We start from the raw sequence: 26,076 nt of genomic DNA, 5'->3' as shown, positions 1-26,076 counted from the left end.
TGATCCGGGGCGTTTTGGTTTGTCGGACTGGCAGACTAGCAAATTAAGCAGGAACGTAGGTCAACCTCACCACGTCCTCGCCAATCCGATCATGAGACACCAGACGGAGCGGCGGTCGGGGGCCGGCGAAATAGGGGTTGCCGTGACCCAGCACGACCGGGTGCAGGTAGATCCGGTATTCGTCGATCAGGCCAAGTTCGGTGAGGCTGTGCGCCAAGACCGGGCCAGCCACTTCGATCTCGCCGTCGTGCTCAGCCTTCAACGTGCGGATTGCGCCTTCGAGATCACCCTCGACAAGCCGGGCATTGGAGCCGACAGCCTTCAGCGAACGCGAAACGACATATTTCGGCTGCTTCCGCCACGCCGCCGCGAAAGCACGCTCGTCCGCACCCCATTCCGAATGCTCGTCGTCCCAGTAACGCATGATCTCATAGATGCGGCGACCGTACAGGCTGCCCGCCTGCTGTTCGGCCTCCTCGATGAAGTGGCGGAAGAGCGTGGGGCTTGGCGCAAACGCCATGTGATCGACGTAGCCGTCCAGGGACTGGTTCATTCCGAACACGAGTTTTGCCATAGCCGCTTCCTTTCCCTAGATGGCATCCGCGCAGGTCTGATTGTGATATGCAATCGGTGTAGGATAGGTCGACTGCTTTTATAACGCAATCGGTTTTTGGGGGGCGCATGAAGGTGCGGTTAGCCGCAACCATTCTGGCCGGCCGGCTGGTGGCCCGGAGAAGGCCGGTCTGCCGGGACCGACCCAGAATGGTCGCGGAGCTTTCTTTCGGGATGACAGAGAAAGAAAGCTGTCATCGAGGTAACGGACCGGCACGACCGGTCCGGTGCATCCTCTGGGAGCTGCTCAGAAGCGCCGATCGATGAAGTGCTTGGCCTGGGCGCCGGCGTGGTAGAAGGCCGACTTTACGCCGCGCCAGGTGTCCGGGGTTACCGGTGTTTCAGCAAGCGGGATCGCCGAGGTCTCGCCGGTGACGTGGTTCGCCAGAGCCCGGCCGAAGACGGTGCCCGGCGCAATGCCGCGGCCGTTGTAGCCGCTGACGGAAACCACGTTGGGGGCGAGCGTGTGCATGGCCGGCAGGTTGTTGGTGGTCATGCCGATGCGGCCGTCCCACCAGTATTCAAAGCGGAAGTCGCCGATGAAGGGGAAGAGCTTGCGCAGCGAGCGGGCGGCAAAGGCGCGGTGCGTGCCTTCGGCGATCGCGTCGAGCCTGCCGATCGAGCCGAAGATCAGCCGGTCCTGCTGGTCCATGCGGAACGACGTCATGACGAGGCCGGTGTCCCAGGTGCCCTGGCGCTCCGGCAGGATACGGCTTGCAACCGCATCGGGCAGCGGATTGGTGGCGAATTGGAAATAGGGCAGGATCGTCAGTTCCTGCGTATGCGCCTGCCACGGGCTTTCGGCGAAGAGGCCGCCATAGGCGTTGGTAGCAAGGATCACCTGCTTGGCGCGGATGACGCTGTTGCCGGCTTTCAGCACCCAGGTCTCGCCCTGGCGTTCGGCGCCTGTCAGCGGCGTGTCGGTGTAGATCTCGGCACCGGCAGCAAGGGCTGCGCGTGCCAGGCCGCGGGCATAGGCGAGCGGCTGGATCGTGCCGGCGCGGCGATCGAGCAGGGCGCCGGAAAAGCCTTCGGCGCCGGTGAGCGCATGCGCCCGCTCGGCCGAAAGTGCCTCGACCGGGGCGCCGCGCTTCTGCCATTGCGCTTCGCGGTCTTTGATTTCCGTGACACCGTCGCTACCGACGGCCATGTGCAGCGTGCCGTTGCGCACCGCCTCGCAGGCGATGCCGTATTTTTCGACCAGAGCATAGACCATCGACGGGCCGTCACCGAGTTCGGTGAGCAGGCGGTTGCCGGCGGCCGGGCCGAGGGTCGAGATGAGATCGTCGGGCTTGACCCACATGCCGGCATTGACGAGGCCAACATTGCGGCCGGAGCCGCCGAAGCCGATCATCTTCGCCTCGATCACCGTTGCCTTGATCCCTTTTTCGGCGAGGTGCAGGGCTGCCGATAGGCCGGTGAAGCCGCCGCCGATGATCGCGACATCGGTCGTCAGGTCGCGGCTGAGCGGCCTGGTTTCGGGCGCGGCCGGTGCCGTCGCATGCCAGAGGTTGGGCAGGGTGCGCTCCGTCGCCATCGCGGCAATCCTTCAAGTGCTGCCGGACGTCCGGCTATAGGTCAGGGTTCTCTCGGTGATAGCCGATTGCGGGGAAAATTCTCATGACAATGTTTCATGAAGTCATGATGCAAGGCCGGCCGGAGGCATCGGGGCGCTGCGCGGTGGGGCAATGGAGAAAAACCGCAGCTGGGTCGTCGGCAGCTGCGGTCTTGTAAATGTATACGTCTGAAAAATCTTTGCCGAAACGTCGTCAAGCTTCGGCGATACATCTTTAAAAACGTGCCTGTCGTGGATGGTCAATCAGGCAATGCCATCTTCTATGCCGTTTGGCCGAAGTCACTCACCCAATTGGGGGAAATGGTGCAAAAAAGCTTTCGGCAACGCAATGGCGTCAATCGACGAACTCGACGGTCACGCCGGGGCTGACCATCTTGGCGAGCTCGGTCGCATCCCAATTGGTCAGGCGCACGCAGCCGTGGCTCTGGGTCTTGCCGATCTTGGAGGGTTCCGGCGTGCCGTGAATGCCGTAGGTCGGCTTCGAGAGCGCGATCCAGACGGTGCCGACCGGGCCGTTCGGGCCGGGCTGCAACGTGAGGATCTTGTCGTTGTTGCCCTGCCTGAAGTTGATCTTCGGGTTGTAGGTGTAGCCCGGATTGAGCGCGATGCGCTCGACATTGACGGTGCCCGAAGGCGATGGTGTGTCGGACGAGCCGATCGTTGCCGGATAGGCGGCGATCAGCTTGCCGGTGTCGTCATAGGCGAGCACCTGCTTGCGCGCCTTGTCGGCGAGAATGCGGGCAACCTTGCCGGCCTTGTTCGCACCCGGATTGATCACCTTGATGATGGTGCCCGGGATGGTGAAGTCGACGCCCGGGTTCAGCTCGCGCAGATAGGCTTCGTCCATGTGGAACTTTTCGCCGAGCATTTCCGTGGTGGAGGTGAAGGACATATGCGGCAGCATCGCCTTGTGCGCGTAGTCCTCCGGGATCGACGCGACATAGGGGCCGGCAGCGTCGGCAGCCGTGATCGTATAGCTGGTGATCGGCATGCCGCCGCTCATGCGCAGCCGCTCGAGGATGTCCTCGGTGTTGTTGGGGTCGAGCGTCTCGCCGGTCGACTGCTGCCAGGCCTCGATCGCCTTGGTCACGTTCGAGCCCATCTTGCCGTCGATCACGCCGGGCGAAAAACCTTCTCGGTCGAGGAAGACCTGCAGTGCGGTGATCTCGGCGCGCGACTTGCTCTTGACCGTCATTGCCGGCGGCATCGACTGGCGCATGGGCTGGCTGTCGTTCGGATCGATCGCGGCCTCTTCAGTGCCGTCGATCAGGCCCGGAAGGCTGTTCGGCAGCTCGTTGCCATCGGTGGATGGCGGCACCACGTCGCGGTAGTCGGGGATGGAACCGGTGACTTCGCCAGGCTCGGAATAGCCGTAGCCGCGCTCGGTGTCGCGGTTGCGGCGGTTCGAATAGATGTCGACGTCGCCCTCGCGGCGATAGCCGCCATAGCCATCCTGGCGGCCGCGATTGGGCACGACGGTCGCCACCACATTGCCCCAGCTATCGATCAGCAGCGTGCGCCCGCGGCTGTCGCGCATGGTCTGCACCTCATCGGCGCGCGGCACGTAGTCGAGTATTTCGCCATCGGGCGTGACCAGCATGACGTCGTCGCCATAGCGATTTCTGCCGCGATAGTCCTGCGCGAAAGCGGCCGTCAAATCCACGGCGAGAAAGCCGGCTGCGGCGAGAAGCGAGAGGCCGATGCGGGTCGCTGACGTCACGTGAGAACCTGTCTTCATTGTAGCGAATGTGGCGCGGTACATTTGGATTTCGACGTTAATGTGAAAAAAATGAATTCATCATGAACAAGCGGTTAAATTCTATCTAGGCGGAGCAGACTTCGGCTTCAACCAATGAAATGTGGCTCTCCTCAGATATCATCGCTTTGTGATTGCAGTGATTCTACGGCCGATTTGAGGAAGAGGACATGCTGAGAACGCTCGAAGAACCTGCGGACGGCCAAGAGAATCATGTGCTGTTCGATCGTCTTTCCGCGCTCGACATCGCCGCCTTCGTCGTCGATGGCGTCGACCTGTCGCCGGGTGCCGCGATCCCCTCTGACGGCGATATCAGGATCGACCGGGCGCTTGCCGGATTTCTCTTCACCTGCGGCCCCGAGCATATCCGCCATCCTGAGCCGATCGAGGGCGGCGCGGACGGCGCGCGCTACCCGCTGCATGGGTCGCTTGCCGGGACTGCGGTCAGCCACACGCAGATGGCGAGCGATGGAGCCGAGTGCACGGCGACGATCGAGGTGGCGCTAGCCGATGGCGGGCAGGCGCGGATCGAGCGGCGATGGCGGATCGATGCGGGGCGGCACGAAGTTGTGCTCGAGGATCGCGTCGTCAACGTGGGGACCTCGGCCTTTCCGCCGATGATGATGTATCACGTCAACATCGCTGGCAGGCTGCTCGGGCCGGTCACCCGTATCCTCAGCGCTTCGCTTGCAGGCGGGGAGAGCGCCTGGCGCTTCGGCAATGGCGAGAGCGCGCATTTTTGCCTGCCAGCGGCCATCGGTTCCGACGGCTGGTCGGACGTCACGCTTGTGGGCCTTGCCGGACTCGGTGGGCGCAATCTCCAGGTGCGGTTCCGCATCGACACGCTGCCCTTCCTGCAGATGTGGCGCTGTCAGCGCGGCGAGGCGGATGTGATCAGCATCGAGCCGGTATCGCACCGGATTGCCAAGCGGCCGGAGCTGGCGGCCGCCGGTGAACTGACGCCACTCCTGCCGGGCGAGGCGCGGAGCTATGCGATTGCCTTTGCCGTCGTCTGATCTGGCATCTGGAACACGCGGCTTTTGAATTGACGCGGGGAAGGGCTGCGCCTACATCAGAGGCCACCACATTTCCTGAGGAAGACGACCATGGACATCCGCCAGATCAACGACGAATACTCGGTCTCCGGCCAGATCACCGTCGAGGATCTCGACCAGATCAAGGCGCTCGGCTTCAAGTCCATCGTCTGCCACCGCCCGGATTTCGAGGCGCCGGATCAGCCGACCTTCGATTCGATCGCTGCCCGCGCCGAAGAGCTCGGCATCGAAACCAAGCACATCCCCGTCGGCCCGATGGGCGTGACGGCAGACGCGGTAACGAGCATGGTCGACGCGCTCGACGAGTTCCAGCGCCCGATGCTCGGCTATTGCCGCTCCGGCGCGCGCTCGACGGCCGTCTACCAGCAGACCCAGCATATCCGCGGCTGAGCCAGGCTCCAGTTTTGTAGATCGCGCTCGGCCGCGTTCGTGTGATCGAACGACGGAGGATCGGCATGGCCGAAGCGCATCTGATTTCGCGTGAGCAATGGGCGGATGAGCCCGAGGTCTGGAAGGGCGAGTTTGAAGGCGGGGCCTTTGGCGCTGGACTCTCGGTGATCTTCGTTTCCACGGACGAGATCGGCTACGGGCCGAAGCTGCACCGCCATCCCTATCCGGAAACCTTCATCGTGCGCGTCGGCCGCGCCCGCTTTACCGTCGGCAATCGCACGATCGACGCCGAAGCCGGCCAGATCGTCGTGGCGCCAGCCAACGTGCCGCACAAGTTCGAGAATCTCGGACCCGGCCGGCTGGAGACGACCGACCTGCATGCGGCCGGCGCGTTTTCGACGGAGTGGCTGGAAGAATAGGCGACAATCGCTTGCGACCGCCGCAGTTCGCAGCGGTCGCCATCACTTCCCAATCGATCAGCCGTTCCTGATATCCGTCAACGTGCGCGTCGGCGTGATCGCTTCGGGATCGAGCTTGATCTCGATGATCGACGGCTTGCCGCTGGCGCGCGCCCTGAGGAACGCGTCGGCAAATTCTTCCGTCTTCTCGACCGTTTCGCCGTGGCCGCCATAGGCGCGGGCGAGCGCCGCAAAATCCGGATTGGTGAGGTCGGTGGCGCTGACGCGGCCGGGATATTCACGCTCCTGGTGCATGCGGATCGTGCCGTAGATGCCGTTGTTGACGACGACGGTGATGATCGGCAGGCGGTAGCGAACGGCGGTCGCGAATTCCTGGCCGTGCATCAGGAAGCAGCCATCGCCGGCAAAGCAGATGACTTCGCGATCCGGATGCAGCTGCTTGGCGGCAACGGCGGCCGGCAGGCCGTAACCCATCGAGCCGGAGGCAGGTGCGGCCTGCGTCGCAAAGCGGCGGAAGCGGTGGAAGCGATGCACCCAGGTGGCATAGTTGCCGGCACCGTTGGTGAAGACCGTATCCTGAGGCACGTTCGCCTCGATCCAGTTCATGATCGGGCCCATCTGCACCGCACCTGGACCGGTCTCCGGCGGAGTCGACCATTTGAGATAGGCCGCGTGCATGATTTCCGTGCGCTCGGACCAGACGGGTTCGCCTGCGGGCGCAAGGCCCTCGAGGGCGGCGACGAAGTCGTTCGGGCTTGCGGCGATCGCCAGCTCCGGCCGGTAGACGCGGCCGAGCTCGGAACTATCGGGATACACATGCACCAGCGTCTGGCGCGGGTAGGGGCTATCCATGAGCGTGTAGCCGGAGGACGGCATTTCCGAGAAGCGGCCGCCGAGAAGCAGCACGAGATCGGCCTCCTTGATCTCCTTGGCGAGTGCCGGGTTGATGCCGATGCCGACATCGCCGGCATACATTGGATGCAGGTGATCGAAGAGCATCTGGCGGCGGAAGGAGCAACCGACGGGCAGCTTCCAGCGCTCGGCGAAGCGCTGGAAATCCGCGACGCTTTCCGCGGTCCAGCGGGTGCCGCCGATAATGGCGATCGGCCGCTTGGCGGCGGCAAGCATTTCGCCGAGCCGCTTTACCTGCGCCGGGCCCGGATGGCCTTCGACCGGCTGGTAGGCCTTGGCGGCCGGCGCCTCGGCGCTGCGGGTCAGCATGTCTTCGGGCAGCGTCAGCACGACCGGGCCGGGGCGGCCGGACGTGGCGACGGCGAAGGCGCGGGTGACGAATTCCGGAATGCGGGCAGGATCGTCGATCTCGCCGACCCACTTGGCCACTTCGGTGAAGGCGCGGCGGTATTCGATCTCCTGGAAGGCTTCGCGCTCGCGGGCCTCGCTCTGCACCTGGCCGATGAAGAGGATCATCGGGATCGAGTCCTGCCGTGCGACATGGAGACCCGCCGACGCGTTGGTCGCGCCGGGGCCGCGGGTCACCATGCAGATGCCGGGCTCACCCGTCAGCCGGCCCCAGGCATCCGCCATCATTGCGGCGCCGCCTTCCTGGCGGCAGACGAGCACGTCGATGTCGGTGTCGTAAAGCGCGTCCAGCACAGCCAGGTAGCTCTCCCCCGGCACGCAAGCGATGCGTTTCACGCCATTGGCGACGAGTGCGTCGACGACGAGCTGGCCTCCAGTTTTCATGATCTTCCTCCCGATGGTCTTTCTTTTGTAGTCTGATTGTTGTTGTCAGATGGCTGGCGACACCGGAGCGACGCTCGTGTCCTTGTGTATGCGGCGCTCGCGCCAGATGATGTAGAGGCCGGAGCCGATGATGATGGCGATGCCGAGCCACTTCAGTGCATCAGGCAGATCGCCGAAGACGAGCCAGCCGAAGATCGTCGCCGAGACGATTTCCAGATATTGCAGCGGTGCCAGCACCGACGCCGGGGCCGCACGATAGGCGTAGACGCCGAGCACGCCGGAGATGGTGGCGGTGACGCCGACGCCGAGCAGATAGTACCAGGTGTAGCCCTGCGGCCAGACCGGATCGAAGATGCCGGAACCGGTGCCTTCGCCGAAATAGAGAAGCACGAGGCAGAAGAGCCCGCCCCAGATGCCGGCATGAAATTGCATCGACCAGGGGTCCTCGTTCTGCGCGACCATGCGGGTGACGAGCAGGAACACGGCAAGGCCGAAGGCGGCGACAACAGGCAGAAGCGCGATCCAACCGACCTCCTGCATGCTCGGCTGGATGACGAGCAGCGCGCCGAAGAAGCCGACGCCGCAGGCGGTGTAACGCCGCCAGCCGATGGTCTCTTTCAGGAAGATGCTGCCGAGGATCGTCAGGATGATCGGCTCGACGAAGAAGATCGCAATTGCGTCGGCAACCTCCATCACCTTCAGCGTGGTGATGAAGGAGAGCATCGTCACGACCAGGAGGCCGCCGCGCAACGCATGGAGCCCGGTCTTGCGCCAGGTGAGATCAAAGAGGCTGCCGCGGAAGAGCACGATCGGCAGGATGAAGACGACCTGAAGCAGGAACCGGACGGCGGTGATTTCGGCCGAGGGGACGGTCGCGATCGCCAGCTTGGCGAAGATGTCGATCAGCGGCGACAGGAGCACCGAGATCACCATCAGCGTCAGCCCGAAGGAGATGCGGTTGTGGTCCGTGGCGATCTTTTGAAGAGACATGTCGGCCATGATATTTCCGGTCAGCGCCTGCCTGCGATGGCGCCCAAGCACCAGGCGGCGAAGTCCGCCGTCGCCTGTTCCCGGCCGAGTTCGTTGAGGGTCTCGTGGCGCATGCCGTCATAAACGGTGACGGTGACGTTGGTCAGACCGGCCGCTTTCATCTTGGCGCCGAGCCAGCGAATGGCATTGCCCATCTCGGTTGACGGGTCGGCGCTGCCGCCGACGAGATGAATGGGCAGGTCCTTGCGGAGCCGCGTCAGCCGGTCGGGCCGGGCGCCGCCGAAGGATAGCCGGAAAAGGTCGAGCCAGAGCGAGACGGTCGCATCGAAACCGCAGAGCGGGTCGGCCGCGTATTTCGCGACCTCGGCATCGTCGCGCGAGAGCCAGTCGAGATCGGTCTTGCGATCCTTGATCGCGCCGCCCCACATGCCGAAGGTAAGCTTGGTCAGGAGCGGGCTCGGCACATCCGAACCCTTCAGCGCCTTCTCGATTTTCAGGATCATCTGGCCGCCGCGGCCGGCGAGGCCGGGACGGAAATTGGAGTTCCAGACGGCGAGCGCATCATAGAGGCCGGGATCAGCCTCGGCTGCGTTCAGCGCAATCAGCCCGCCCATGGAATGGCCGAAGAGGATGACGGGAAGACCCGGATGGGCGGCGGTCGCGATTTCGCGCACAGCCCGGATATCGGCGAAGATCTTGTCGAGGCCGTCGCGGCTCGAAAACATGCCGAGCGGGGCGTCGGGCGCGCGCGTCTCGCCATGGCCGCGATGGTCGTGGGCATAGACCTGGAAGCCATGCGCGGCCATCGCTTCGGCAAAGCGGGCGTAGCGGCCGGAATGTTCGGCAAGGCCGTGGCTGATGAGGAGGATGCCGCGCGCATGAGCGGTCGCGGGGAAATGGCGCCAGCTCAAGGTGGCTCCGGTCGGGCTCTGATGTGTCTTCACCTGCCCGAACACGATTTCCCCCGGCAACAACGACAGACCAATTCGATATCAAATCGATTTGCAAGGCAAAGGCAATCGCCGCTTGTTGCTCGTTGCGCATGAGGTCACACGCGAATGTGCGCTCATCTTAATTAAGAGTCGCAATTTTCCCGTTTTGAGCGATATTCGTTCCTGTTTTGTTTCCGCAGGAGGATATCATGGTTAGTTTCTGTAAGGCGATATCGGGTCCGATGGCAGGACTGCTGGCGGCGTTGGCGCTGTTCCTTGCGCCGGCCGCCTTTGCTGCCGGCGAGGAAATGTCGGATCAAGGGGGTTCCGAAGGCGCGACCAGCCGCACGGAATATGTGCTGGCGGTGAGCTGGCAGCCGGGCTTCTGCGAAACGCGGCCGCAACGCAAGGAATGCGAAAGCCAGACCGCAGAGCGTTTCGACGCCACCAATCTCTCGCTGCATGGCCTCTGGCCCCTGCGCAAAAGCTATTGCGGGGTAACGGCCGAGGTGCGCGCGAAGGATCGCAAGGGCAGCTGGCTTGAACTGCCGAAACTCGCCATGGCAGACGACACGGCGGCGCGGCTGCTGATCGCCATGCCCGGCGTGCAATCCGGCCTCGACCGGCACCAGTGGCTGCGCAGCGGCACCTGCCAGAGCGACTCGGTCGACGACTATTTCTCGGCGCAGCTGCGCATGCTGGAGGAGCTCAACCGCTCGGCGGTCGGCGCGCTGTTCCGTCAGCGCATCGGCTCCGAACTCGACGAGGCGACGATCAAGCAAGCCTTCGACCAGAGTTTTGGCACTGGCGCCGGCGACCGGGTGCGCATGCGATGCCAGACGGTTCAGGGGCGCAGCATCATCACCGGGCTGACGATCGGGCTGACCGGCGACGTCATGAAGGCGTCCAGCCTCGCGCCGCTGATCCAGGCGGCCGGGCCGACCGAGTTCAAATGCGCCAAGGGTATTGCCGATACGGCCGGGCGAAGCTGAGCCGCTTCGCAGGCACTGTTCTTCGGCAGCGAATGTGCTGGAGGCGCAGGGTTGCCGCATGGGATAGGTGGGGGGACAAGCCGAGGCGAATGCCTTTGCTCATTGCCCCCTTCCTATAATTCGCCTACATAGCGGGCAAATTTCCTTTCCCTGCGGAGCATTCCCTTATGGCACGTCAGTTTATCTATCATATGGCCGGACTTAATAAGTCCTACGGCGCGAAGAAGGTTCTCGAGAACGTTCATCTGTCGTTCTACCCGGACGCCAAGATCGGTATCCTCGGCCCGAACGGCGCCGGTAAGTCGACGGTTCTGCGCATCATGGCCGGCCTCGACAAGGAATTCACCGGCGAAGCCTGGGTAGCCGAGGGTGCCACCGTCGGCTATCTGCCGCAGGAGCCGCAGCTTGATCCGACGAAGACGGTGCTTGAGAACGCAATGGAAGGCGTTGCCAAGAAGACCGCGATCGTCGAGCGCTACAACGAACTGATGATGAACTATTCCGACGAGACGGCGGAAGAGGGCGCCAAGCTCCAGGACATCATCGACAGCCAGAACCTCTGGGATCTCGAAAGCCAGGTCGAGATGGCCATGGAAGCGCTGCGCTGCCCGCCGGGTGATGCCGACGTCACCAGCCTTTCCGGCGGTGAAAAGCGCCGTGTGGCTCTCTGCAAGCTGCTGCTCTCGCAGCCGGACCTCTTGCTGCTCGACGAACCGACCAACCATCTCGACGCCGAGACCATCGCCTGGCTCGAAAAGCACCTGCGCGAATATCCCGGCGCCGTGCTGATGATCACCCACGACCGCTACTTCCTCGACAACGTCACCGGCTGGATCCTCGAGCTCGACCGTGGCCGCAGCATTCCCTACGAAGGCAACTACTCGGCCTACCTCGTCGCCAAGGCCAAGCGCATGCAGCAGGAAGGCCGTGAAGAGGCCTCCCGCCAGAAGGCGATCGCCCGCGAACAGGAGTGGATCGCATCGAGCCCCAAGGCCCGCCAGGCCAAGTCCAAGGCGCGTATCCGCTCCTATGACGAACTGGTCAACGCGGCGGAAAACCAGCGTCCGGGCGACGCGCAGATCATCATCCCGGTCGGCGAACGTCTCGGCCAGGTGGTCATCGAGATGGAGGGCGTCACCAAGGGCTACGGCGATCGCCTGCTGATCGACGGCCTGTCGCTCAAGCTGCCGCCGGGCGGCATCGTCGGCATCATCGGCGCGAACGGCGCCGGCAAGACGACGCTCTTCCGCATGATCACCGGCCAGGAGCAGGTCGACAGCGGCTCGATCCGCATCGGCGACACCGTGCATCTCGGTTATGTCGACCAGAGCCGCGATGCGCTCGACGGCAACAAGACCGTGTGGGAAGAAATCTCCGGCGGTGCCGAAGTCATCAAGCTCGGCAAGTACGAGATGAACTCGCGCGCCTATTGCTCGACCTTCAACTTCAAGGGCGGCGACCAGCAGCAGAAGGTCGGCAACCTCTCGGGTGGTCAGCGCAACCGCGTTCACCTCGCCAAGATGCTGAAGGCCGGCGGCAACGTGCTGCTGCTCGACGAACCGACCAACGACCTCGATACCGAGACGCTCGCAGCACTCGAAGTCGCGCTCGAAAACTTCGCCGGCTGCGCCGTTATCATCAGCCACGACCGCATGTTCCTCGACCGCCTGGCAACGCACATCCTCGCCTTTGAAGGCGACAGCCAGGTCGAATGGTTCGAAGGCAACTTCGAAGACTACGAGAAGGACAAGATCCGCCGCCTCGGCCCGGACTCGGTCAACCCGAAGCGCGTCACCTACAAGCGCCTGACGCGCTGATCAGAGCCAAGGCGCCGCATTTCCTTGCGGCGCCCAGTGCATCGCGGCAGCGCCGCGAACGCTGGAACTGAAAGTCTATTGTACGGGAACGGGCGAAGCGCAGGCTCCGCCCGTTTTCCTTTGCATGCCCTGTTCCGCAAGCGTCATTGTTTGGCCTCTCCGCGCAAATCCGCTTGCACCGACCTCGCAAATCACATAAACATATCTTTATGTGTTGATGGGGATCGCGATGGCTGTTCAGAAAGAACTGGGTCTGGATGCGCTGGTGGACGTGCTGAAGGCGGCAGGAGAGCCGACCCGCATGCGTCTCGTCGCCTTGCTTGCCGCCGGCGACCTCACCGTTACCGATCTTACCGAAATTCTCGGGCAATCGCAGCCGCGTATTTCGCGGCACCTGAAGCTGCTTGCCGAAGTCGAGCTCATCGACCGTTATCAGGAAGGCGCCTGGGCCTATTTCCGTCTCAGGCAGGAGGGTGCCCGTGTTGGGCTCGTGCGGGCCATGCTGGCGTCGGCGTCCGCTGACGACGCGGTGCTTTCGCGCGATGCGGCGCGGCTGACCACCCTGAAGAAGGCGAGGGCCGAGAAGGCGCAGGCCTATTTCAGCCGCAACGCCGCCGGCTGGGACGAGCTTCGCCGCCTGCATGTCAGCGAGCGCGATGTCGAGGCGAAGCTGCGCGAGATGGTCGGCGACGAACCGGTCGAGAGCCTGCTCGATCTCGGAACCGGCACCGGGCGCATCCTGCAGCTCTTCGAAGGGCTCTATCGTCGCGGCGTCGGCGTTGATGCCAGCCGCGACATGCTGGCCGTGGCGCGCTCCAATCTCGAACGCGCCGGCATTACCAAGGCGTCAATCCGCCACGGCGATATCTTCAACCTGCCGCTCGACGGGCACGCCTTCGATCTCGTCACCATTCACCAGGTGCTGCATTTCCTCGACGAGCCGGAGGCGGCGATTGCGGAAGCTGCACGCATGCTGATGCCGGGCGGTCGTCTTGTCATCATCGACTTTGCGCCGCACGGGCTCGAGCATCTGCGCGACGAACACGCCCATGCGCGCCTTGGCTTCTCGCATCAGGTAATCTCCGATTGGCTCGCCAAGGCCGGCCTGGTGCTCGAAAAGACCACGGACCTTTCGCCGGAAGGGGCCGAGGAAGAAAAGCTGACGGTGACGATCTGGCTGGCGCGCGACCGGCGCGCCGTGAATGAGAATGAAACGCCGCGGCCGCGCGTCCATGCAGGGGGAGTTTGAGAATGACGGCACAGACGCTTTATCCGGCCGAGCGTGGCAATCTGAGGCTCTCCTTCGAGTACTTCCCCCCCAAGACCGACGAAATGGAAGTGCAACTCTTCCAGACGGCGGGAGATCTTTCCATCTTCGGTCCTGCCTTCGTGACGGTTACCTACGGCGCAGGCGGCTCGACCAAGGCGCGCTCGCTGACGACCGTGCGGCGGATGGTCGAGGAGAAGGGCTTTGCCAATACGGCCGCGCACCTGACCTGCGTCGGCGCACCGAAGGCGGAAGTCGATGCGGTCATCGATGAGTACATCGATTATGGCGTCCGCCATTTCGTGGCGCTGCGCGGCGACCCGCAGGGCGGCATCGGCAGCGCCTATCAGCCGCATCCGGACGGCTATGCGAGCAGCACCGACCTGGTGCGGGCGATCCGCGCGCGGGGCGACGATATCGAGATTTCCGTCTCCTCCTATCCGGAGAAGCATCCGGAGAGCCCTGACGTGGCCGCCGATATCGACATGCTGAAGCGCAAGGTCGATGCCGGAGCCAACCGGGCACTGACCCAGTTCTTTTTCGACAACAACGATTTCGAGCGCTATCTCGAACGGGTGCGCCGCGCCGGTATCAACATTCCGATCGTGCCGGGCATCCTGCCGATCAACAATCTGGCGCAGGTGCAGAAGTTTGCCGGCCTCTGTGGCGCGAGCGTGCCGGAGGCGATCGTCACCCGGCTCGTGCATCTGGAAGACCAGCCGGTCGAGCGTTTCAAGGAGGCGACCCATATCGCTGCCGAGCAGATCGTCGATCTCGCCCGACGCGGTGTTCGCGACTTCCACCTCTACACAATGAACCGTTCGCCGCTGGTGACCGCGGTCCTGGATCTCGTCGGTTTCGAGCAGGTGGCGCTCGAGGCGAACAATGCTCTCGACGAAGCGCCACGGACGAGGGCGGCGGGCGCCGCCGCCTGAACCCAGGATCCAAACCCGATTTCCCGGGCGGAAATACCATCAAAAAGAAAGCGCCTGAAGATCGATCTTCAGGCGCTTTCTTGTTTGTCGCAGCGATTAGACCCTTTGCTCTCTTGGCGGTCTAGTTTGCTTGGTGCTGCAAAATGGATTTCCGGAAATTTAAGTCCCTATTCGGTTTGGACTCTCAGCAGCCGCTCATCAGATGAAGAGCATCGTGGCCACGAATACGAACGCTGCACTGATCATGAGGACATTCAGCGAATGTGTAAGGCCCATGGATGACCCTCCCTGCGTTAACGCGTTAAAACATAGGGCGAAATCACGATGTGTTAAAGCGAAACTTGTGCTGCAGTGCGAAATCCGTGAGGGGGAGCGGCCTTATTCACAGGGCTATAATATTGAGATATTTATCTTTTTCAGGCTGCCACATTTTTTTCACAATCGCTTCCGCAAGGTTAATATAAACGTTTGTAACCGTGCGTGAGCGTTTCAGAAGGGCACGAATTCGGCGGTTCGATTCCCCGTTCAGACGGCACGTTTGAGCCGCAGAATGCGGCCGTCGAGCACGGCGAGCCCAAGGGCGATCAGCGCCATTCCGCCGACATCGGCCGCCTGCAGGGTTTCGCCGAGGAAGAGATAGCCGAGCAGGATCGCGCTTGGCGGCACCAGCAGGGTGACGAGCGAAGCGTTGGTGGCGCCGGCCTCCGCCATGATCCGGAAAAAGAGAATGTATCCATAGGCGGTCGAGACGAACGCGAGGCCGAGGATGGCAAGCGTTGCTTCCATTGGCGGCATCGGCAAGGTCCAGGGCGCATCCGTGAAGGCCGCAACGGGCAGCATCATCAGCGTCGAAGCGGTGAGCTGGCCGGCGGCCGTCACCGGCGGTGCAAGATTTCGGAAGCGCTTGCCGTAGGTTGCCGCAAGGCCATAGCTGACGGCGGCCAGCACCGGAAGGACGAGCGCCCAGAGCGGAACGCCGCTCGTCGTACCGAACAGGCCGGCAACCGCACTCGGCCCGATCAGCACCACGGTACCGGCAAGGCCGAGCAGGCAGCCGGCGATCTTGGCAGAACTCAGCTTCTCGTCCTCGGTCGCCATGTTGGCGATAATGACGGTCCAGACCGGCGTCGTGGCGTTGAGGATCGCCGCCAGGCCGGCGCCGATCTGGGTCTGGCCGAGGAAAATGAAGGCGTGCGGAATGGCGTTGTTGATCAGTCCCATCAGCGCAAATTCACGCCAGCGTCCGGAAAGTGCCTGATACATGCCGAAGCGGCCGCGGATATAGAGATGCAGCGCAAGTGCCGCCAGGCCCAGACGCAGCACCACCAGCGTGAATGGCGGCACATGGGCAACGGCCACGCGGGCGAAGAAGAAGGACCCGCCCCAGATGAGACCGAGCAGGGCGAGCAGCGCCCAGGTTCTGACGCTCATCTGATGGCCGTCGACTGTGGCTCGCGCATTCATGGGTGTGCCTGTCCGTGCTGATTGCATCGTCCGTCAGCCTCGCCCAGGCGGAGAATCGTGATCGTGGCGCAAAAGCTGCGCCCGACATTCCCGGACCGGTTGCGATCTGACGATTATTTCATAGCCCGGCGCCTTCGCCGGGACCACCCGGTTCTTGTCGTATTCGTGAGCAAGGGGGCGTTCGGGCATGGGCGGTCCCATCTGCGGTCGTGGCGCCTGGACCGCAGATACAAGAAACCCCGGAGATCGGTTCCGATCCCCGGGGTGATGCATCCTGCGAACGAGCCACATCGGTGGCCCGAGGTTCACCTAAAGCGCGTCGCGATTTTTCAGATTTGCTCCGTGCGCTTTAAGTTCTTGATATTTCGCATGTCGTTGTCGCAAAACCGCTGCGCACTTTTGCGCGACAGGCTTTAGAGCATTTCACTGTTTCATTGAAACGGCGAATTGCTCCAACTGTTTGAAATTGCGCAATTCCGGACGGAAAACCGTTTCACACTTTTCCTGGAATTGCTCTAGAGCGCGTTCAAGAGTTCCAACGTGGCCCAGCCGTCGGCGGGACGTCCGAGGCGGAGCTGCTCCTTCTGGAGTGCGGCGCGGGTGCCGGAGCCGAGGATGCCGTCGACCTTGCCGACGTCGTGGCCGAGCGTCTGGAGCTTGGTTTGCAGCGCCTTCATGGCGACATCGTCGAGGCCCGGTTCCGGGTTGCCGCCTTCATAGGTCGGCGCGCCGGCGAGGCGGGTTGCGAAGTAGGCGGCCGAGGTCGTGTAGATGAACGACTGGTTCCACTCGAGATAGACGTTGAAGTTCGGGTAGGTCAGGAAGGCCACACCCTTGCGGCCCTGCGGCAGCACCAGCGAGGCTTCGAGATTGCCGTTGGCGGTGTTGCCGTCGCGTGGGCTGACGCCGAGCGCGAACCAGTCCGAAGCCTTCATGCCCGTCTGCAGGCCGGTCTTTTCCCAGGGGAGTTCTTCGGGAACGCTGACTTCCTGGATCCAGGGCTGGCCAGCCTTGAAGCCGAGGCTCTGGATGAACTTGGCCGCGGTCAGGATCGCGTCAGGCGAGCTCTTCTTCAGGTTGACGTGGCCATCGCCGTCGCCATCGACGCCATAGGCGATAATGTCTTCCGGCAGCATCTGCACCTGGCCGATCTCGCCGGCCCAGGCGCCGGTGGTCGTTGCCGGGTCAAGATCGCCGTGCTGGACCATCTCGATGGCCGCGATCAGCTGCGGTCGGAACATTTCCGGGCGGCGGCAGTCGTGCGAGAGCGTCACCAAAGCATTGCGGGTGTTGAAGTCGCCCTGCACGGCACCAAAGTCGGTTTCCATCGCCCAGAAGGCGGTGATGACGGGGGCCGGCACGCCGAATTCCTTCTCGGCGCGGGCGAAGACGTCGGCATATTCCTTCATCTTCTGCTGGCCGATATCGAGGCGCGACTTGCTGACCGTGCGCTTGGAGAACTCGGTGAAGGTCTGCTTGAAGACGCCCTGGGTGCGGTCGCGGCTCAGCACCTTCTGGTCGATCACGGCGCCTGCGAGCGCACGATCGGCGACATCGGCCGGAACACCCTTGGCGACAGCTTCGGCCTTCACGCCCTGAAGAAACGCGCCGAGGTCGCCGCCGCAGGCAGCAGCCGGAGCGGCGCTCTGCGTGCCCGTCTGGGGCGCGGTCTGGGCGAAGGCGGTGGAGGCGGTAAGCGCCAGGAGGGCGACGGAGGCCAGGGCGTGCCGGGTAGTCCGGATCATCATAATTCCTTTCTTTGGCCGCGGGGTGCGGGAGACACCACCACGGGCAGCCAAATTGCTGGATGACCTGCATAACGCCTTAAATCGTCACCGATTTAGGGACAAATCATGCAGCGGTTCAAAAATGTTACAGCGACCTTTGCGCGTCCTTGGAGATGTGCGGGCGCTGTAAATCTGCCTTTGCTCTTCCAGAGCATTATGACCGAAAGAAGAAAATGGGGTGCCTTGCCGCGGTTGCCGGCAAGAATGCCAGTCTTACTTCGGCTGTGAGACTGCTGCGACCCAGTTCTTCCAGTTTTTCGCCGAGCCGGCGAAGGCATTGATATCGGTACTGCCGTCGATGCCCGGGATAACGCCGGTGCTGGTGTACTGCCAGAAGGCCCAGCGGCGCTCGACATAGACGTCTTTCGGGTGCTTGGCGGTCGAGCGCACCCAGAAGTGATAGTCCTTGAACTGGTCGACGAGATTGTCCCGGTGGAAGTCGACCGAGGTGTAGATGATCGGGCGCTTGCCGTAATGGGCTTCGAGGCGATCCATGAAGTGCTTCATCTCGGCGCGGACCTCGCTTGGAGTCGGGCGGTGGCGGCAGGTCTTCGATTCGCCGTTCCATTCGACGTCGAGCACCGGAGGCAGATAGACCGCGCTTTTCGGCACATTGGCGATGAACCAGTCGGCCTGATCGTCGGCGGTCGAGCAGAAATAGTAGAAGTGATAGGGCGCGTAGGGGATGCCGGCGGCACGCGCCCGCTGCCAATATTCGTTGAAGCGCGTGTCGACCCTGTCCTTGCCTTCCGTCGCCTTGATGAAGGCGAAGGAGACGCCCGAATTCTTCACCTTCATCCAGTCGATATCACCATTCCATTTGGAGACGTCGATGCCGTGGATGTTGTGGTGCTGCGGGGTGCGGTCGCCGAAGTTCTGCGGGTCCGTATCCTGGAAGCGCGGCGGGATCGATGCCGTCTGCATCAGGTCGTAATCGGTCGACGAACAGGCGGAAAGGAGGGTGGCAATGGGCAGTAGAGCCAGAAGAAGCCGGCGCATGAGGTACCTGTCTAGAGACGAGCGACGATCCTGCCTCACACGATGGCTTTCATATCGGTGATTTCCCCCGCGAGGCGTGAACCTCATCTTCACCATATCATCGTAAAAATTGGGTTAGCTCAAGCGGGAATTGCAGGTGGGCGGGAGTTCGCCGATTTCTACTCCAACGCGAAATCCCTTTGGTGATTTCGGTGCTCTCTGGCGACGTGAGATAAGGGCGGTCGCCAGCCGACTGCGCGACCGGGTCCCGGTTCAGGCGGCGATTGCGACCGCCGGGCGGTGATAGACCGCAAGCCAGGCGTAGCCGCGACCGATCGCGCGGCGTTCGAGATCGGCGCCGTTTACTCTCGCCTTCTCGCGCAGAACCTCGAAGAGGTTTGCGCGTGGCGTGACATGGAAGCGATCGAGCCAGCCGTGCAGCGCGCGGCGGAAGCTCGCCGGCAGGCGCTCCTGCTGGCCGAAATCGGCGATGTGCAGCGAGCCGCCTGGATTGAGCGCGGCGATGGCCGCATCGATCGCCTTCTGCCAATCGGGGATCATCGACAGCGAATAGGAGATGACGATGCGATCGAAGCCGCGCTCGCCGAAGATGGCGGGGTCGAAATCCGTGGCGTCGGCGACCTGAAGTTCGGCACGACGCTTGCCGCTACGGTTGAGCTTTGCATCGGCGGAGGTCAGCATTTCCGAGGAAATGTCCAGGCCGAAGAGACGGGCCGAAGGGAAGCAGCGGCCGATCAGCGCCAGATTGCGCCCGGTGCCGCAGCCGACTTCGAGCACAGAGGCACCGGGGGCCGGGTTCATCTCCCGGATCAGCGTGTCGCGGCCGAAGAGATAGTACTTCCGCGTCAGATCGTAGAAATGCCGCTGGTAGCGGTACATGTGGTCCATGCGCCGCGCGTGCGAAATCCCGGCCTCACGCATCGGCTCAAGCCTTCTTCCGGTAGATGTGGAAACCACCATAGATGGCGGAGCGGTCTTCGGCGCCGAGCTTGACCGATGCTTCGGCATCGTAGTGCCACTGGTCGAGCAGGGCCGAGGAGACACGGCCGGGCAGGATGCTGTCTTCTGCCGCCGTGCGGAAGATGACGATCGCGCCGGTATCGGCCGTGCGGGTGATCTCGGTCCAGAGATCGTTGAGCTGCTGGTCGGTCATCCAGTCCTGGGCATCGAGCAGGATGTAGCGGTCGACGGAAGCCGCCGGCTTGCTCGCCAGGAGCTCGGTGTAGCTTGCGTGGTGGACCTCGACACGCTCGGCATTGTTGCGGATCGCCTCGTAGGCGCGGGCATTGAGGTAGGGCGGCAGCTCGCCTTCGTGCGGCAGCGGATAGCGGCGCCCAAAGGCCTGCCAGGCGAAGTAGTTTTCCCGCAGCGGAAAGTGACAGGTGAGCTTTTCAAGCCGATGGCGCAGCACGGCGGCGAGCGACTTCTCGCTGCTGAGGCTTGCCAGCTCGTCGAACTGCTGCGGCGGGATGCCAAGCCCGAATAGCGAGCTCTTGCGGCCGGTAATCCAGCGGATGACGGGGCGATCGAAAAGCGGTGCCAGGCGCTCGTCGAAGAATTGCCGCTGCTCGCGCATCGAGCCGGCCTGGACGAATTCTTCCGGGTTGACGCGGTGTAGACGGGCGAGCAGGTGGCTTGCGGCAATGAAGCGGCCGAGCAGGCCGGTGCGATAGATGTTGCGGCCGAAGACGCCGATGCGGCGGCGGCCGGTCAGGTCGCGGCCGTTCCAGTAGCTGCGCGTCGCGGTGTCGAGCTTCGGCGCAATGAAGAGGTCGAAGGCCTGGACGTTGGTGGCCGTGCCCTGGGTCGCCAGGAAACGCGTGACATCCTTGTGGCTCGGCAGGTGGCGAAAGGCCGCGAGCTTGAGGCGGTTCAGCGCGATGTGGTGCGGGTTGAGGTCGACGACGTCGATCTTGCGCGGGCCGGCCGACAGATAGGTCAGCATATTGCAGCCGCCGGAGCCGATGGTGACGATCCGGTGGTCCGGGCCGAGCTGCATCGCTTCCATGTCAACGATCGGATCTTCCCAGATCTGCGGGTAGACAAGACCGGAAAAAAGCAGGCCGAAGAGACGCTCCGAGAGGCCGGCAAGGGAGAAGGTCTTGTGCTGGAGCAGGGCGTTTTTCAGCTTCGGATTTTTTCTGCCAAAGCCGACGTCGGGGGCTAGTTCGGTCATCTCTGCCGCTCATCCAGTTGAAACTTAGCCGCTTCTAAAGTGACTCCGCTACACTTTGATGACGAGGTTTCCACAGCCCCAGAGCGCGCTCGAACGGCCGCCATACAATTTTTCACCCATAAGAAATCATTAAACCCTGGCGTGCTAGCACCGGCTTATATTCGGGGGCGTCGACATGATGTTAGGAACGTTTCTGCCGAAGCCCGAGCAGCGATTTGCGGCTGCCGGCGCGGCATTGGGGGCTCTGGTTTCCGCGGTGTGGCTGGCGACGGAAACCGTGCTCGCAAAACAATCGCATTGGGATGTTCCGGCAATGCTTGCGGCTGGCGCCATGCCGCTCCTCCTCGGCGGATCCTTCTATCGCTGGCGTTACTCGCGCCGCCTCGAACACGAGTTGCATGCAGCCCGCCGCGCCGAGCGGCGCTTGCGCCACGAAGTCCACCGCGACAAGCTCACAGGGCTCGCAAACCGCGCGGCGCTGGAAGCGGACATTCGTCAGGCGCTTTGTGCCGAAGGGCCGGCCTTCGAGCGCAATGCCCTGCTCCTACTTGATCTCGACCGGTTCAAGGCGATCAACGATACGATGGGTCACGATGCCGGCGACCGGCTGCTTGCACTCTTCGGCGCCCGGCTGAGGCGCGCCTTTTCCGGGGAGGCAACCGTCTACCGGCTCGGCGGAGATGAGTTCGTGCTTGCAGCGGCCGATGCCGCGTCACAGGTCGAAGCGGAAATACTCGCAATGCGGGTAAAGGCATTGTTCGAAGCGCCGTTCGATCTTGGCGATGCACGGGTCGCATCCGGCTGCAGCATCGGCATCGCCTTCGTCGAGCGAAGCGATACGGCGACGGGCGACGTGCTGAAGCGTGCGGACCTGGCGCTCTACGAGGCGAAGGCGATGAGCGGCAACAGCCACGCCTTCCACTCGGAAACGCTGACCCACGCCGCCCGGCAGCGGGCGGAGGCCGAGCGCGATGTGGCACGCGGGCTCGAGGACGACGAATTCTTCCTCGAATTCCTGCCGATTGCCGGGACGGCAAGCGGAGCCATCCGCGCTTTCGAGGCGCTGCTGCGCTGGCGGCACCCGCTTCGCGGCGTCATCGGCGCGGAAGCCTTCATAGAGCCGTCTGAGCAGAGCACGAGTGCGCTTTCGCTTGGCTATTGGACACTTCAGGCGGCCTGCACGGAGGCTGCCCGCTGGGCTTCGCCGACCGGACTGACGGTCGCCCCCTTCGCCCCGCAACTCAAGGATCGAGACTTTGTTGCGCAGGTCAGGCAATGCCTCGCCGAGGCGAGCTTGCCGCCGGGACGCCTGACGATCGAGATCACCGGGGACTTTTCGACCGAAGATCTCGCCCTGATTTCCGAAAATCTCCAGGGGTTGCGCGCGCTTGGTGTGCGGATTGTGCTTGGCGGCGGCGCCGGTTCATCCTTGCCCTTGAACCTGATTGCCGAACTGCAGCCCGACCAGGTGACCATCGATCTTACCGCCATCCGGGCGACCCACGGCAGCGAGCGCAGCGTTGCGCTGCTCGCCTGCCTCATCAAGACCGGCCAGGTACTGCGCCTGCCGATCGCCGTGCGCGGCATCGAAAAGCAAAGCGAGATGGATTGCGCGCAGGCAAGCGGCGCCGCGGAAGTCCGCGGTCCGTGGATATCGCCGGCGCTCACGGATGTGGCGGCATTGCCTGAGACAGGCGAAGCGGCGGATTTGCGACGCTCGGCCTAACGCCGCGGGACCAGCACTCCAGGGTCCCCATTCCCCAGAAATTGGAAACTTGCAGTCTGCGGGCTTTTCCTGTCGGCGAAATGCTGGTTCTCTCTGCAACTCGACAGCGACCGCGCGTCCCATCGGACCAGTACCACCGCTGTTTGAATTGCTGCATCTTTCTGTCCTTGGTCGGCAAGACTCCAAGGATATTTGAGACGGCCGGAGGGAACGCATGAGACGCATGTTGAGGATATCAGGTGCGGCGCTGGTGTTGGGTGTCGTCGCGCTGTTCGGTTGGCTCGCGCTCGCGCCGCCGGAATTGCTCAAGGTCGGCGATGGGTACGCCGCGAAGATCGTCTGCTCCAATGTCTTCATTGCGCGACGCGATGCCCAGTCGGTGCTGGCCGATGATGTCCAGGCGCCGGGACACCCCTTGCTGAAGCTGGTGAAGGTTGCCGTCGAACCGGAAAAACAGATGGTGACCGCACGGATCCTCGGCTTTGCAGCGGCGGGCTACGCCGCCTACCGGCCGGGCGCAGGATGCACGAGCCTGCCGGACGGCGGCGGCACGAGCCTGCCGCCGATCACGACCGCGGCGGCTGTGGCGGCGCCGGCTTCCGAAGCACCTTGGCCGGAAGGCGAGGGAGCCGCGATCGATCCCGCCCTGCAGAGACTTATCGAAGATGCCGATCTCGCCGGTCCGGGCGCGCGGGCGATTGCCGTCATTCGCGATGGCCGCCTGGTCGCCGAGAACTATGGTCGGGGCTTTGACCGCTCGACGCCGTTGCTCGGCTGGTCGATGACGAAATCGGTCACGGCGGCGCTGATCGGACTGCGTGTGGCCGAGGGCCGATTGGAAGTGGCGCGTGCCGGGCTCCTGCCGGAGTGGGCGAGCGACGAACGGGCCAGCATCACGCTTGCCGATCTGATGGGCATGCAGAGCGGTCTCGAATTCAACGAGAACTATGGCGACGTCACCGACGTGACGCGCATGCTCTATCTCGAGAAGGACATGGCGGGTTATGCGGCCACCAAACCGCTGACGTCCGATCCCGGCGCGACGTTCAGCTATTCCAGCGGCACGAGCACGTTGCTGTCGCGTATCTGGATGTGGACCTTCGATGATCCAGCGGCCGCACTTGCCTTCCCGCATGACGCGCTGTTTGCGCCCTTGGGCATGAGCAGCGCCGTGCTCGAAACCGATGCGAGCGGCACCTTCGTCGGCTCGTCCTATATGTATGCCACCGCGCAGGACTGGGCGCGCTTCGCGCAGTTCCTATTGCAGGATGGCGTCTGGAAGGGGAGGGCCATGCTGCCGAAGGACTACGTCGCCTTCATGCGCGCGCCGGCCAAGGCTTCAGGTGGCAAATACGGCCAGGGCCAGGTGTGGCTGGAGGAAAACGGCGTGCGCGCCGGTTCCGGCAGTTTCCCGGCGGACGCCTTCTGGATGCTCGGCCATGACGGCCAGGCGATCATGCTGGTGCCTTCGCTGAAGCTCGCGGTGGTCCGGCTGGGGCTCACGCCTTCGAGGCTCGGCTACGACGTACAGAAGCTCAACGCCAAAATAATAGAGGCGCTCGATTGAGCGCCTCATAAAACGGTTCGAATATCAGTAAGCGGGCTTCGCTTACTTCATGCCGAGTTCGTCGAGAAGTCCCTTGCGCTTGGCGTGGTAGTAGTAGCCGCTGGCATAGAGCTTGACCGCGCCGTCGTGCTGGTTGTCGGCCACCATCCAGGCGCCGTGCAGATACTTCGTCGCGTATTTGAGGTTGGTTTCGGCGTCGAACAGGCCCTCCGCCGGACCGTCATAGCCGAGGCCCTTGGCGGTATTGTAGCGGATCTGCATCAGGCCGTAATTGCCCTTGCTGTAGGCGCGCGGATTGTAGTTGCTCTCGCGCTTGACGACGCGGTGAACCAGCTCGACCGGAATATCGTTCAGATCGGCATAATACTTGATCAGCTTGTCGAGGTCGGGACGCGAGCTGGTCGGCGCCTTGGTGAGCTTCATCGAATCCGGAATGACGCTGGCAACGGCTGCGACCGTCGAGCCGATGACACCGGTCTTCGGACGCTCGGTCGGCACGATCATGCGGTTGGCGACCAGCGTTTCGAGACCGACGGGCTCGCCGGTGTCGAAGTCCGATTCCATCGCGGCGGCAACTGCGAGCGTCGAAACCGGAAGATCCTGGACGCGGGCCGTCTTGGTCGCGGCGGGCGAAGCGGCCGCTGCCGCCAGTTGCGTCGCGTCGCCCGACAGCGGGGTTTCGGCGGCGGCGATGGCAGCGGTCGCATTCGTTTGCGCTGTCGGAGCAACCATGGCAAGCGCCATGGAGTCGCCCGGCTTGGCAGCGGGGACCGCGACCATCGAGGGGGCGGCTTCGGCGCCTTGCGCCAGGTCAGCCGCGACCGGATAGGTGACCGCGATGCCCGATGCCTGGGCTGCCGTCTGTGCCATAAGCGCAGCGCTCGTTGCGGTGGCCACACCATCAGGCGTGGGCAGCGCGTAGGCCGTCATTTCAGTGCCGGGCTTTGCGAGCGGGGTGACCGTCTGCACGGCCGTCAGTTCTTCGAGCGACGTGTGCTCTACCGTTGAGCATCCCGAGACGATGGTCGCCGACAGTATAGCTGCCACGCCAAACGTCTGTTTGGTAAGGGAAATACGGTACTTCGCCATTCTGTCACTTTCGTGCTTCTGGGCCCCGTAGCCCCTGCAAATCAGCGGTTGCCAGCCGCCAAGAGTGAATCTCCATTAACCTATGAGGCTGGCGGCGGCAAGCGCGGGCGACATTTTCACGCCGAGGCGCGCTTCATCGTCGCCGTCAGAAGCCCTGCGCCGATGAGCATGGAGCCGCCGGCGCGGTTGACGATGCGGAGAATATTAGGCCGCGAGATCGTGCTGCGCGCCGCGGTCGCAAGGGCCGCGTAGAGGCTGGCATTGACGATCGCGAGCGTCAGGAAAGTGAGCTCGAAAATCGCCATCTGCGTGAAGAGCGGCTGGCTGAGATCCAGGAACTGCGGCAGGAAGGCCACGAAGAAGACGATGCTCTTCGGATTGAGCGCGGTGACCGCATAGGTGTGAAAGAAGATGCGCAGCGGGCGCTCGGTGGGGGTGGTTTCGACGTCGGCATCGCAGCCGGTTGCGACCGGCGTGCGCCAGAGTTTGATGCCGAGCCAGATGAGATAGGCCGCTCCCACCCATTTCAGCACGGTGAAGATCGCCGCCGAGGTCGCCAGCAGCGCACCGAGGCCGAGCATGGAGGCGGTCATCGCGGTGAAGTCGCCGAGCGCGACGCCGGCGACGGTGGCGCCTGCCGTCTTGCGGCCGTGGCCGAGCGCATAGGAAATGACGAGAAGAATGGTGGGGCCGGGAATGGCGAGCAGCACGGCAGAGGCTGCGGCAAAGGCAAACCAATGTTCAAAGGACATGAAAAAGCTCCGCGTTTAACTAGATCTCGGCAATGAATTGGCCGAGCCAGCCATGGAAACGCGGAGCCGTC

22 protein-coding genes are annotated in these 26,076 nt (G+C 63.3%); 9 read left to right on the top strand and 13 right to left on the bottom strand.

Annotated features, from left to right (window positions below; genetic code table 11):
* Positions 1–43: 43 nt before the first annotated feature.
* The 3 genes from ACN9MO_RS11435 to ACN9MO_RS11425 form a co-directional block, all read right to left on the bottom strand.
* A complete protein-coding gene (locus ACN9MO_RS11435; RefSeq protein WP_112994775.1) occupies positions 44–574 on the bottom strand; it encodes a dihydrofolate reductase family protein in 531 nt (176 codons plus the stop codon).
* Positions 575–859: 285 nt separating this feature from the next.
* Complete coding sequence (locus tag ACN9MO_RS11430; protein WP_112994776.1) at positions 860–2,149, bottom strand: NAD(P)/FAD-dependent oxidoreductase; 1,290 nt, start codon at positions 2,147–2,149, stop codon at positions 860–862.
* A gap of 373 nt (positions 2,150–2,522) precedes the next feature.
* Positions 2,523–3,950, bottom strand: a complete 1,428-nt coding sequence (locus ACN9MO_RS11425; RefSeq protein WP_112994777.1) for a L,D-transpeptidase family protein — start codon at positions 3,948–3,950, stop codon at positions 2,523–2,525.
* A 164-nt stretch (positions 3,951–4,114) separates the two neighbouring features.
* Between ACN9MO_RS11425 and ACN9MO_RS11420 the strand changes: the two genes are divergently transcribed.
* The 3 genes from ACN9MO_RS11420 to ACN9MO_RS11410 all read left to right on the top strand — a co-directional run bounded on the left by ACN9MO_RS11420 (position 4,115) and on the right by ACN9MO_RS11410 (position 5,808).
* Positions 4,115–4,960, top strand: a complete 846-nt coding sequence (locus tag ACN9MO_RS11420; protein WP_058321859.1) for a DUF4432 family protein — start codon at positions 4,115–4,117, stop codon at positions 4,958–4,960.
* A 90-nt stretch (positions 4,961–5,050) separates the two neighbouring features.
* Positions 5,051–5,389 carry a TIGR01244 family sulfur transferase gene (locus tag ACN9MO_RS11415; protein ID WP_057253408.1) on the top strand — a complete coding sequence of 113 codons (339 nt, stop codon included), beginning with the start codon at positions 5,051–5,053 and terminating at the stop codon, positions 5,387–5,389.
* A 65-nt stretch (positions 5,390–5,454) separates the two neighbouring features.
* On the top strand, positions 5,455–5,808 hold the full coding sequence (locus tag ACN9MO_RS11410) for a cupin domain-containing protein (RefSeq protein ID WP_058326766.1): 354 nt from the start codon (positions 5,455–5,457) through the stop codon (positions 5,806–5,808).
* 57 nt (positions 5,809–5,865) lie between these two features.
* On the opposite strand, the gene ACN9MO_RS11405 is transcribed toward ACN9MO_RS11410, so the two are convergent.
* The 3 genes from ACN9MO_RS11405 to ACN9MO_RS11395 are packed head-to-tail and all read right to left on the bottom strand — an operon-like array spanning position 5,866 to position 9,458.
* Positions 5,866–7,512 carry a thiamine pyrophosphate-binding protein gene (locus ACN9MO_RS11405; protein ID WP_112994778.1) on the bottom strand — a complete coding sequence of 549 codons (1,647 nt, stop codon included), beginning with the start codon at positions 7,510–7,512 and terminating at the stop codon, positions 5,866–5,868.
* 45 nt (positions 7,513–7,557) lie between these two features.
* Positions 7,558–8,511, bottom strand: a complete 954-nt coding sequence (locus tag ACN9MO_RS11400) for a DMT family transporter (RefSeq protein ID WP_057253414.1) — start codon at positions 8,509–8,511, stop codon at positions 7,558–7,560.
* An 11-nt stretch (positions 8,512–8,522) separates the two neighbouring features.
* Positions 8,523–9,458, bottom strand: a complete 936-nt coding sequence (locus tag ACN9MO_RS11395) for an alpha/beta fold hydrolase (protein ID WP_058326764.1) — start codon at positions 9,456–9,458, stop codon at positions 8,523–8,525.
* A gap of 185 nt (positions 9,459–9,643) precedes the next feature.
* Between ACN9MO_RS11395 and ACN9MO_RS11390 the strand changes: the two genes are divergently transcribed.
* The 4 genes from ACN9MO_RS11390 (at position 9,644) to metF (ending at position 14,445) form a co-directional block, all read left to right on the top strand.
* Positions 9,644–10,426, top strand: a complete 783-nt coding sequence (locus tag ACN9MO_RS11390; RefSeq protein WP_244495687.1) for a ribonuclease T2 — start codon at positions 9,644–9,646, stop codon at positions 10,424–10,426.
* Between the two features lie 167 nt (positions 10,427–10,593).
* The gene (ettA, locus tag ACN9MO_RS11385; protein WP_057253423.1) at positions 10,594–12,243 is read left to right on the top strand and encodes an energy-dependent translational throttle protein EttA; all 1,650 of its coding nucleotides are present in this window, start codon (positions 10,594–10,596) and stop codon (positions 12,241–12,243) included.
* A gap of 229 nt (positions 12,244–12,472) precedes the next feature.
* Positions 12,473–13,492: a metalloregulator ArsR/SmtB family transcription factor gene (locus ACN9MO_RS11380; protein WP_113133027.1), complete on the top strand. Its 1,020-nt coding sequence runs from the start codon at positions 12,473–12,475 to the stop codon at positions 13,490–13,492.
* Positions 13,493–13,494: 2 nt separating this feature from the next.
* Positions 13,495–14,445, top strand: a complete 951-nt coding sequence (metF, locus tag ACN9MO_RS11375; protein WP_057253425.1) for a methylenetetrahydrofolate reductase [NAD(P)H] — start codon at positions 13,495–13,497, stop codon at positions 14,443–14,445.
* A gap of 525 nt (positions 14,446–14,970) precedes the next feature.
* Here the strand turns inward: metF and ACN9MO_RS11370 are convergent.
* From ACN9MO_RS11370 to ACN9MO_RS11350, 5 genes are all read right to left on the bottom strand, one after another.
* A complete protein-coding gene (locus ACN9MO_RS11370; protein ID WP_057253427.1) occupies positions 14,971–15,909 on the bottom strand; it encodes a DMT family transporter in 939 nt (312 codons plus the stop codon).
* A gap of 515 nt (positions 15,910–16,424) precedes the next feature.
* Positions 16,425–17,654: a lytic murein transglycosylase gene (locus ACN9MO_RS11365; RefSeq protein WP_057254376.1), complete on the bottom strand. Its 1,230-nt coding sequence runs from the start codon at positions 17,652–17,654 to the stop codon at positions 16,425–16,427.
* A 255-nt stretch (positions 17,655–17,909) separates the two neighbouring features.
* A complete protein-coding gene (locus ACN9MO_RS11360; RefSeq protein ID WP_057253431.1) occupies positions 17,910–18,695 on the bottom strand; it encodes a glycoside hydrolase family 25 protein in 786 nt (261 codons plus the stop codon).
* A gap of 252 nt (positions 18,696–18,947) precedes the next feature.
* Positions 18,948–19,616: a class I SAM-dependent methyltransferase gene (locus tag ACN9MO_RS11355; protein ID WP_057253433.1), complete on the bottom strand. Its 669-nt coding sequence runs from the start codon at positions 19,614–19,616 to the stop codon at positions 18,948–18,950.
* A gap of 4 nt (positions 19,617–19,620) precedes the next feature.
* Positions 19,621–20,871: a DUF3419 family protein gene (locus ACN9MO_RS11350; protein ID WP_112994782.1), complete on the bottom strand. Its 1,251-nt coding sequence runs from the start codon at positions 20,869–20,871 to the stop codon at positions 19,621–19,623.
* A 175-nt stretch (positions 20,872–21,046) separates the two neighbouring features.
* Here ACN9MO_RS11350 and ACN9MO_RS11345 point away from each other — a divergent pair, with 175 nt between their 5' ends.
* Positions 21,047–22,597 carry a putative bifunctional diguanylate cyclase/phosphodiesterase gene (locus tag ACN9MO_RS11345; RefSeq protein WP_082616020.1) on the top strand — a complete coding sequence of 517 codons (1,551 nt, stop codon included), beginning with the start codon at positions 21,047–21,049 and terminating at the stop codon, positions 22,595–22,597.
* A 214-nt stretch (positions 22,598–22,811) separates the two neighbouring features.
* Entirely contained in the window at positions 22,812–24,164 is a 1,353-nt protein-coding gene (locus tag ACN9MO_RS11340; RefSeq protein WP_057253440.1) for a serine hydrolase domain-containing protein, read from the top strand.
* 42 nt (positions 24,165–24,206) lie between these two features.
* Here the strand turns inward: ACN9MO_RS11340 and ACN9MO_RS11335 are convergent, their stop codons facing one another.
* Together ACN9MO_RS11335 and ACN9MO_RS11330 are read right to left on the bottom strand one after the other, a co-directional pair.
* Positions 24,207–25,253, bottom strand: coding sequence for a lytic transglycosylase domain-containing protein (locus ACN9MO_RS11335; RefSeq protein WP_057253442.1), 1,047 nt, complete (start codon positions 25,251–25,253; stop codon positions 24,207–24,209).
* 116 nt (positions 25,254–25,369) lie between these two features.
* Complete coding sequence (locus tag ACN9MO_RS11330; RefSeq protein ID WP_112994785.1) at positions 25,370–26,005, bottom strand: LysE family translocator; 636 nt, start codon at positions 26,003–26,005, stop codon at positions 25,370–25,372.
* Positions 26,006–26,076: the final 71 nt, after the last annotated feature.

The organism is Ensifer sp. R-19 (assembly GCF_049905105.1).
GTDB lineage: Bacteria > Pseudomonadota > Alphaproteobacteria > Rhizobiales > Rhizobiaceae > Ensifer.
The sequence above is the reverse complement of the archived record's forward strand: the minus strand, read 5'-3'. Positions and strand labels throughout refer to the sequence as shown.

Coding starts and splice junctions, on each gene's coding strand:
- ACN9MO_RS11435 (WP_112994775.1), bottom strand. CDS start 574: ATGGCAAAACTCGTGTTCGGAATGAACCAGTCCCTGGACGGCTACGTC.
- ACN9MO_RS11430 (WP_112994776.1), bottom strand. CDS start 2,149: ATGGCGACGGAGCGCACCCTGCCCAACCTCTGGCATGCGACGGCACCG.
- ACN9MO_RS11425 (WP_112994777.1), bottom strand. CDS start 3,950: ATGTACCGCGCCACATTCGCTACAATGAAGACAGGTTCTCACGTGACG.
- ACN9MO_RS11420 (WP_058321859.1), top strand. CDS start 4,115: ATGCTGAGAACGCTCGAAGAACCTGCGGACGGCCAAGAGAATCATGTG.
- ACN9MO_RS11415 (WP_057253408.1), top strand. CDS start 5,051: ATGGACATCCGCCAGATCAACGACGAATACTCGGTCTCCGGCCAGATC.
- ACN9MO_RS11410 (WP_058326766.1), top strand. CDS start 5,455: ATGGCCGAAGCGCATCTGATTTCGCGTGAGCAATGGGCGGATGAGCCC.
- ACN9MO_RS11405 (WP_112994778.1), bottom strand. CDS start 7,512: ATGAAAACTGGAGGCCAGCTCGTCGTCGACGCACTCGTCGCCAATGGC.
- ACN9MO_RS11400 (WP_057253414.1), bottom strand. CDS start 8,511: ATGGCCGACATGTCTCTTCAAAAGATCGCCACGGACCACAACCGCATC.
- ACN9MO_RS11390 (WP_244495687.1), top strand. CDS start 9,644: ATGGTTAGTTTCTGTAAGGCGATATCGGGTCCGATGGCAGGACTGCTG.
- ettA (WP_057253423.1), top strand. CDS start 10,594: ATGGCACGTCAGTTTATCTATCATATGGCCGGACTTAATAAGTCCTAC.
- ACN9MO_RS11380 (WP_113133027.1), top strand. CDS start 12,473: ATGGCTGTTCAGAAAGAACTGGGTCTGGATGCGCTGGTGGACGTGCTG.
- metF (WP_057253425.1), top strand. CDS start 13,495: ATGACGGCACAGACGCTTTATCCGGCCGAGCGTGGCAATCTGAGGCTC.
- ACN9MO_RS11370 (WP_057253427.1), bottom strand. CDS start 15,909: ATGAATGCGCGAGCCACAGTCGACGGCCATCAGATGAGCGTCAGAACC.
- ACN9MO_RS11365 (WP_057254376.1), bottom strand. CDS start 17,654: ATGATCCGGACTACCCGGCACGCCCTGGCCTCCGTCGCCCTCCTGGCG.
- ACN9MO_RS11360 (WP_057253431.1), bottom strand. CDS start 18,695: ATGCGCCGGCTTCTTCTGGCTCTACTGCCCATTGCCACCCTCCTTTCC.
- ACN9MO_RS11355 (WP_057253433.1), bottom strand. CDS start 19,616: ATGCGTGAGGCCGGGATTTCGCACGCGCGGCGCATGGACCACATGTAC.
- ACN9MO_RS11350 (WP_112994782.1), bottom strand. CDS start 20,871: ATGACCGAACTAGCCCCCGACGTCGGCTTTGGCAGAAAAAATCCGAAG.
- ACN9MO_RS11345 (WP_082616020.1), top strand. CDS start 21,047: ATGATGTTAGGAACGTTTCTGCCGAAGCCCGAGCAGCGATTTGCGGCT.
- ACN9MO_RS11340 (WP_057253440.1), top strand. CDS start 22,812: ATGAGACGCATGTTGAGGATATCAGGTGCGGCGCTGGTGTTGGGTGTC.
- ACN9MO_RS11335 (WP_057253442.1), bottom strand. CDS start 25,253: ATGGCGAAGTACCGTATTTCCCTTACCAAACAGACGTTTGGCGTGGCA.
- ACN9MO_RS11330 (WP_112994785.1), bottom strand. CDS start 26,005: ATGTCCTTTGAACATTGGTTTGCCTTTGCCGCAGCCTCTGCCGTGCTG.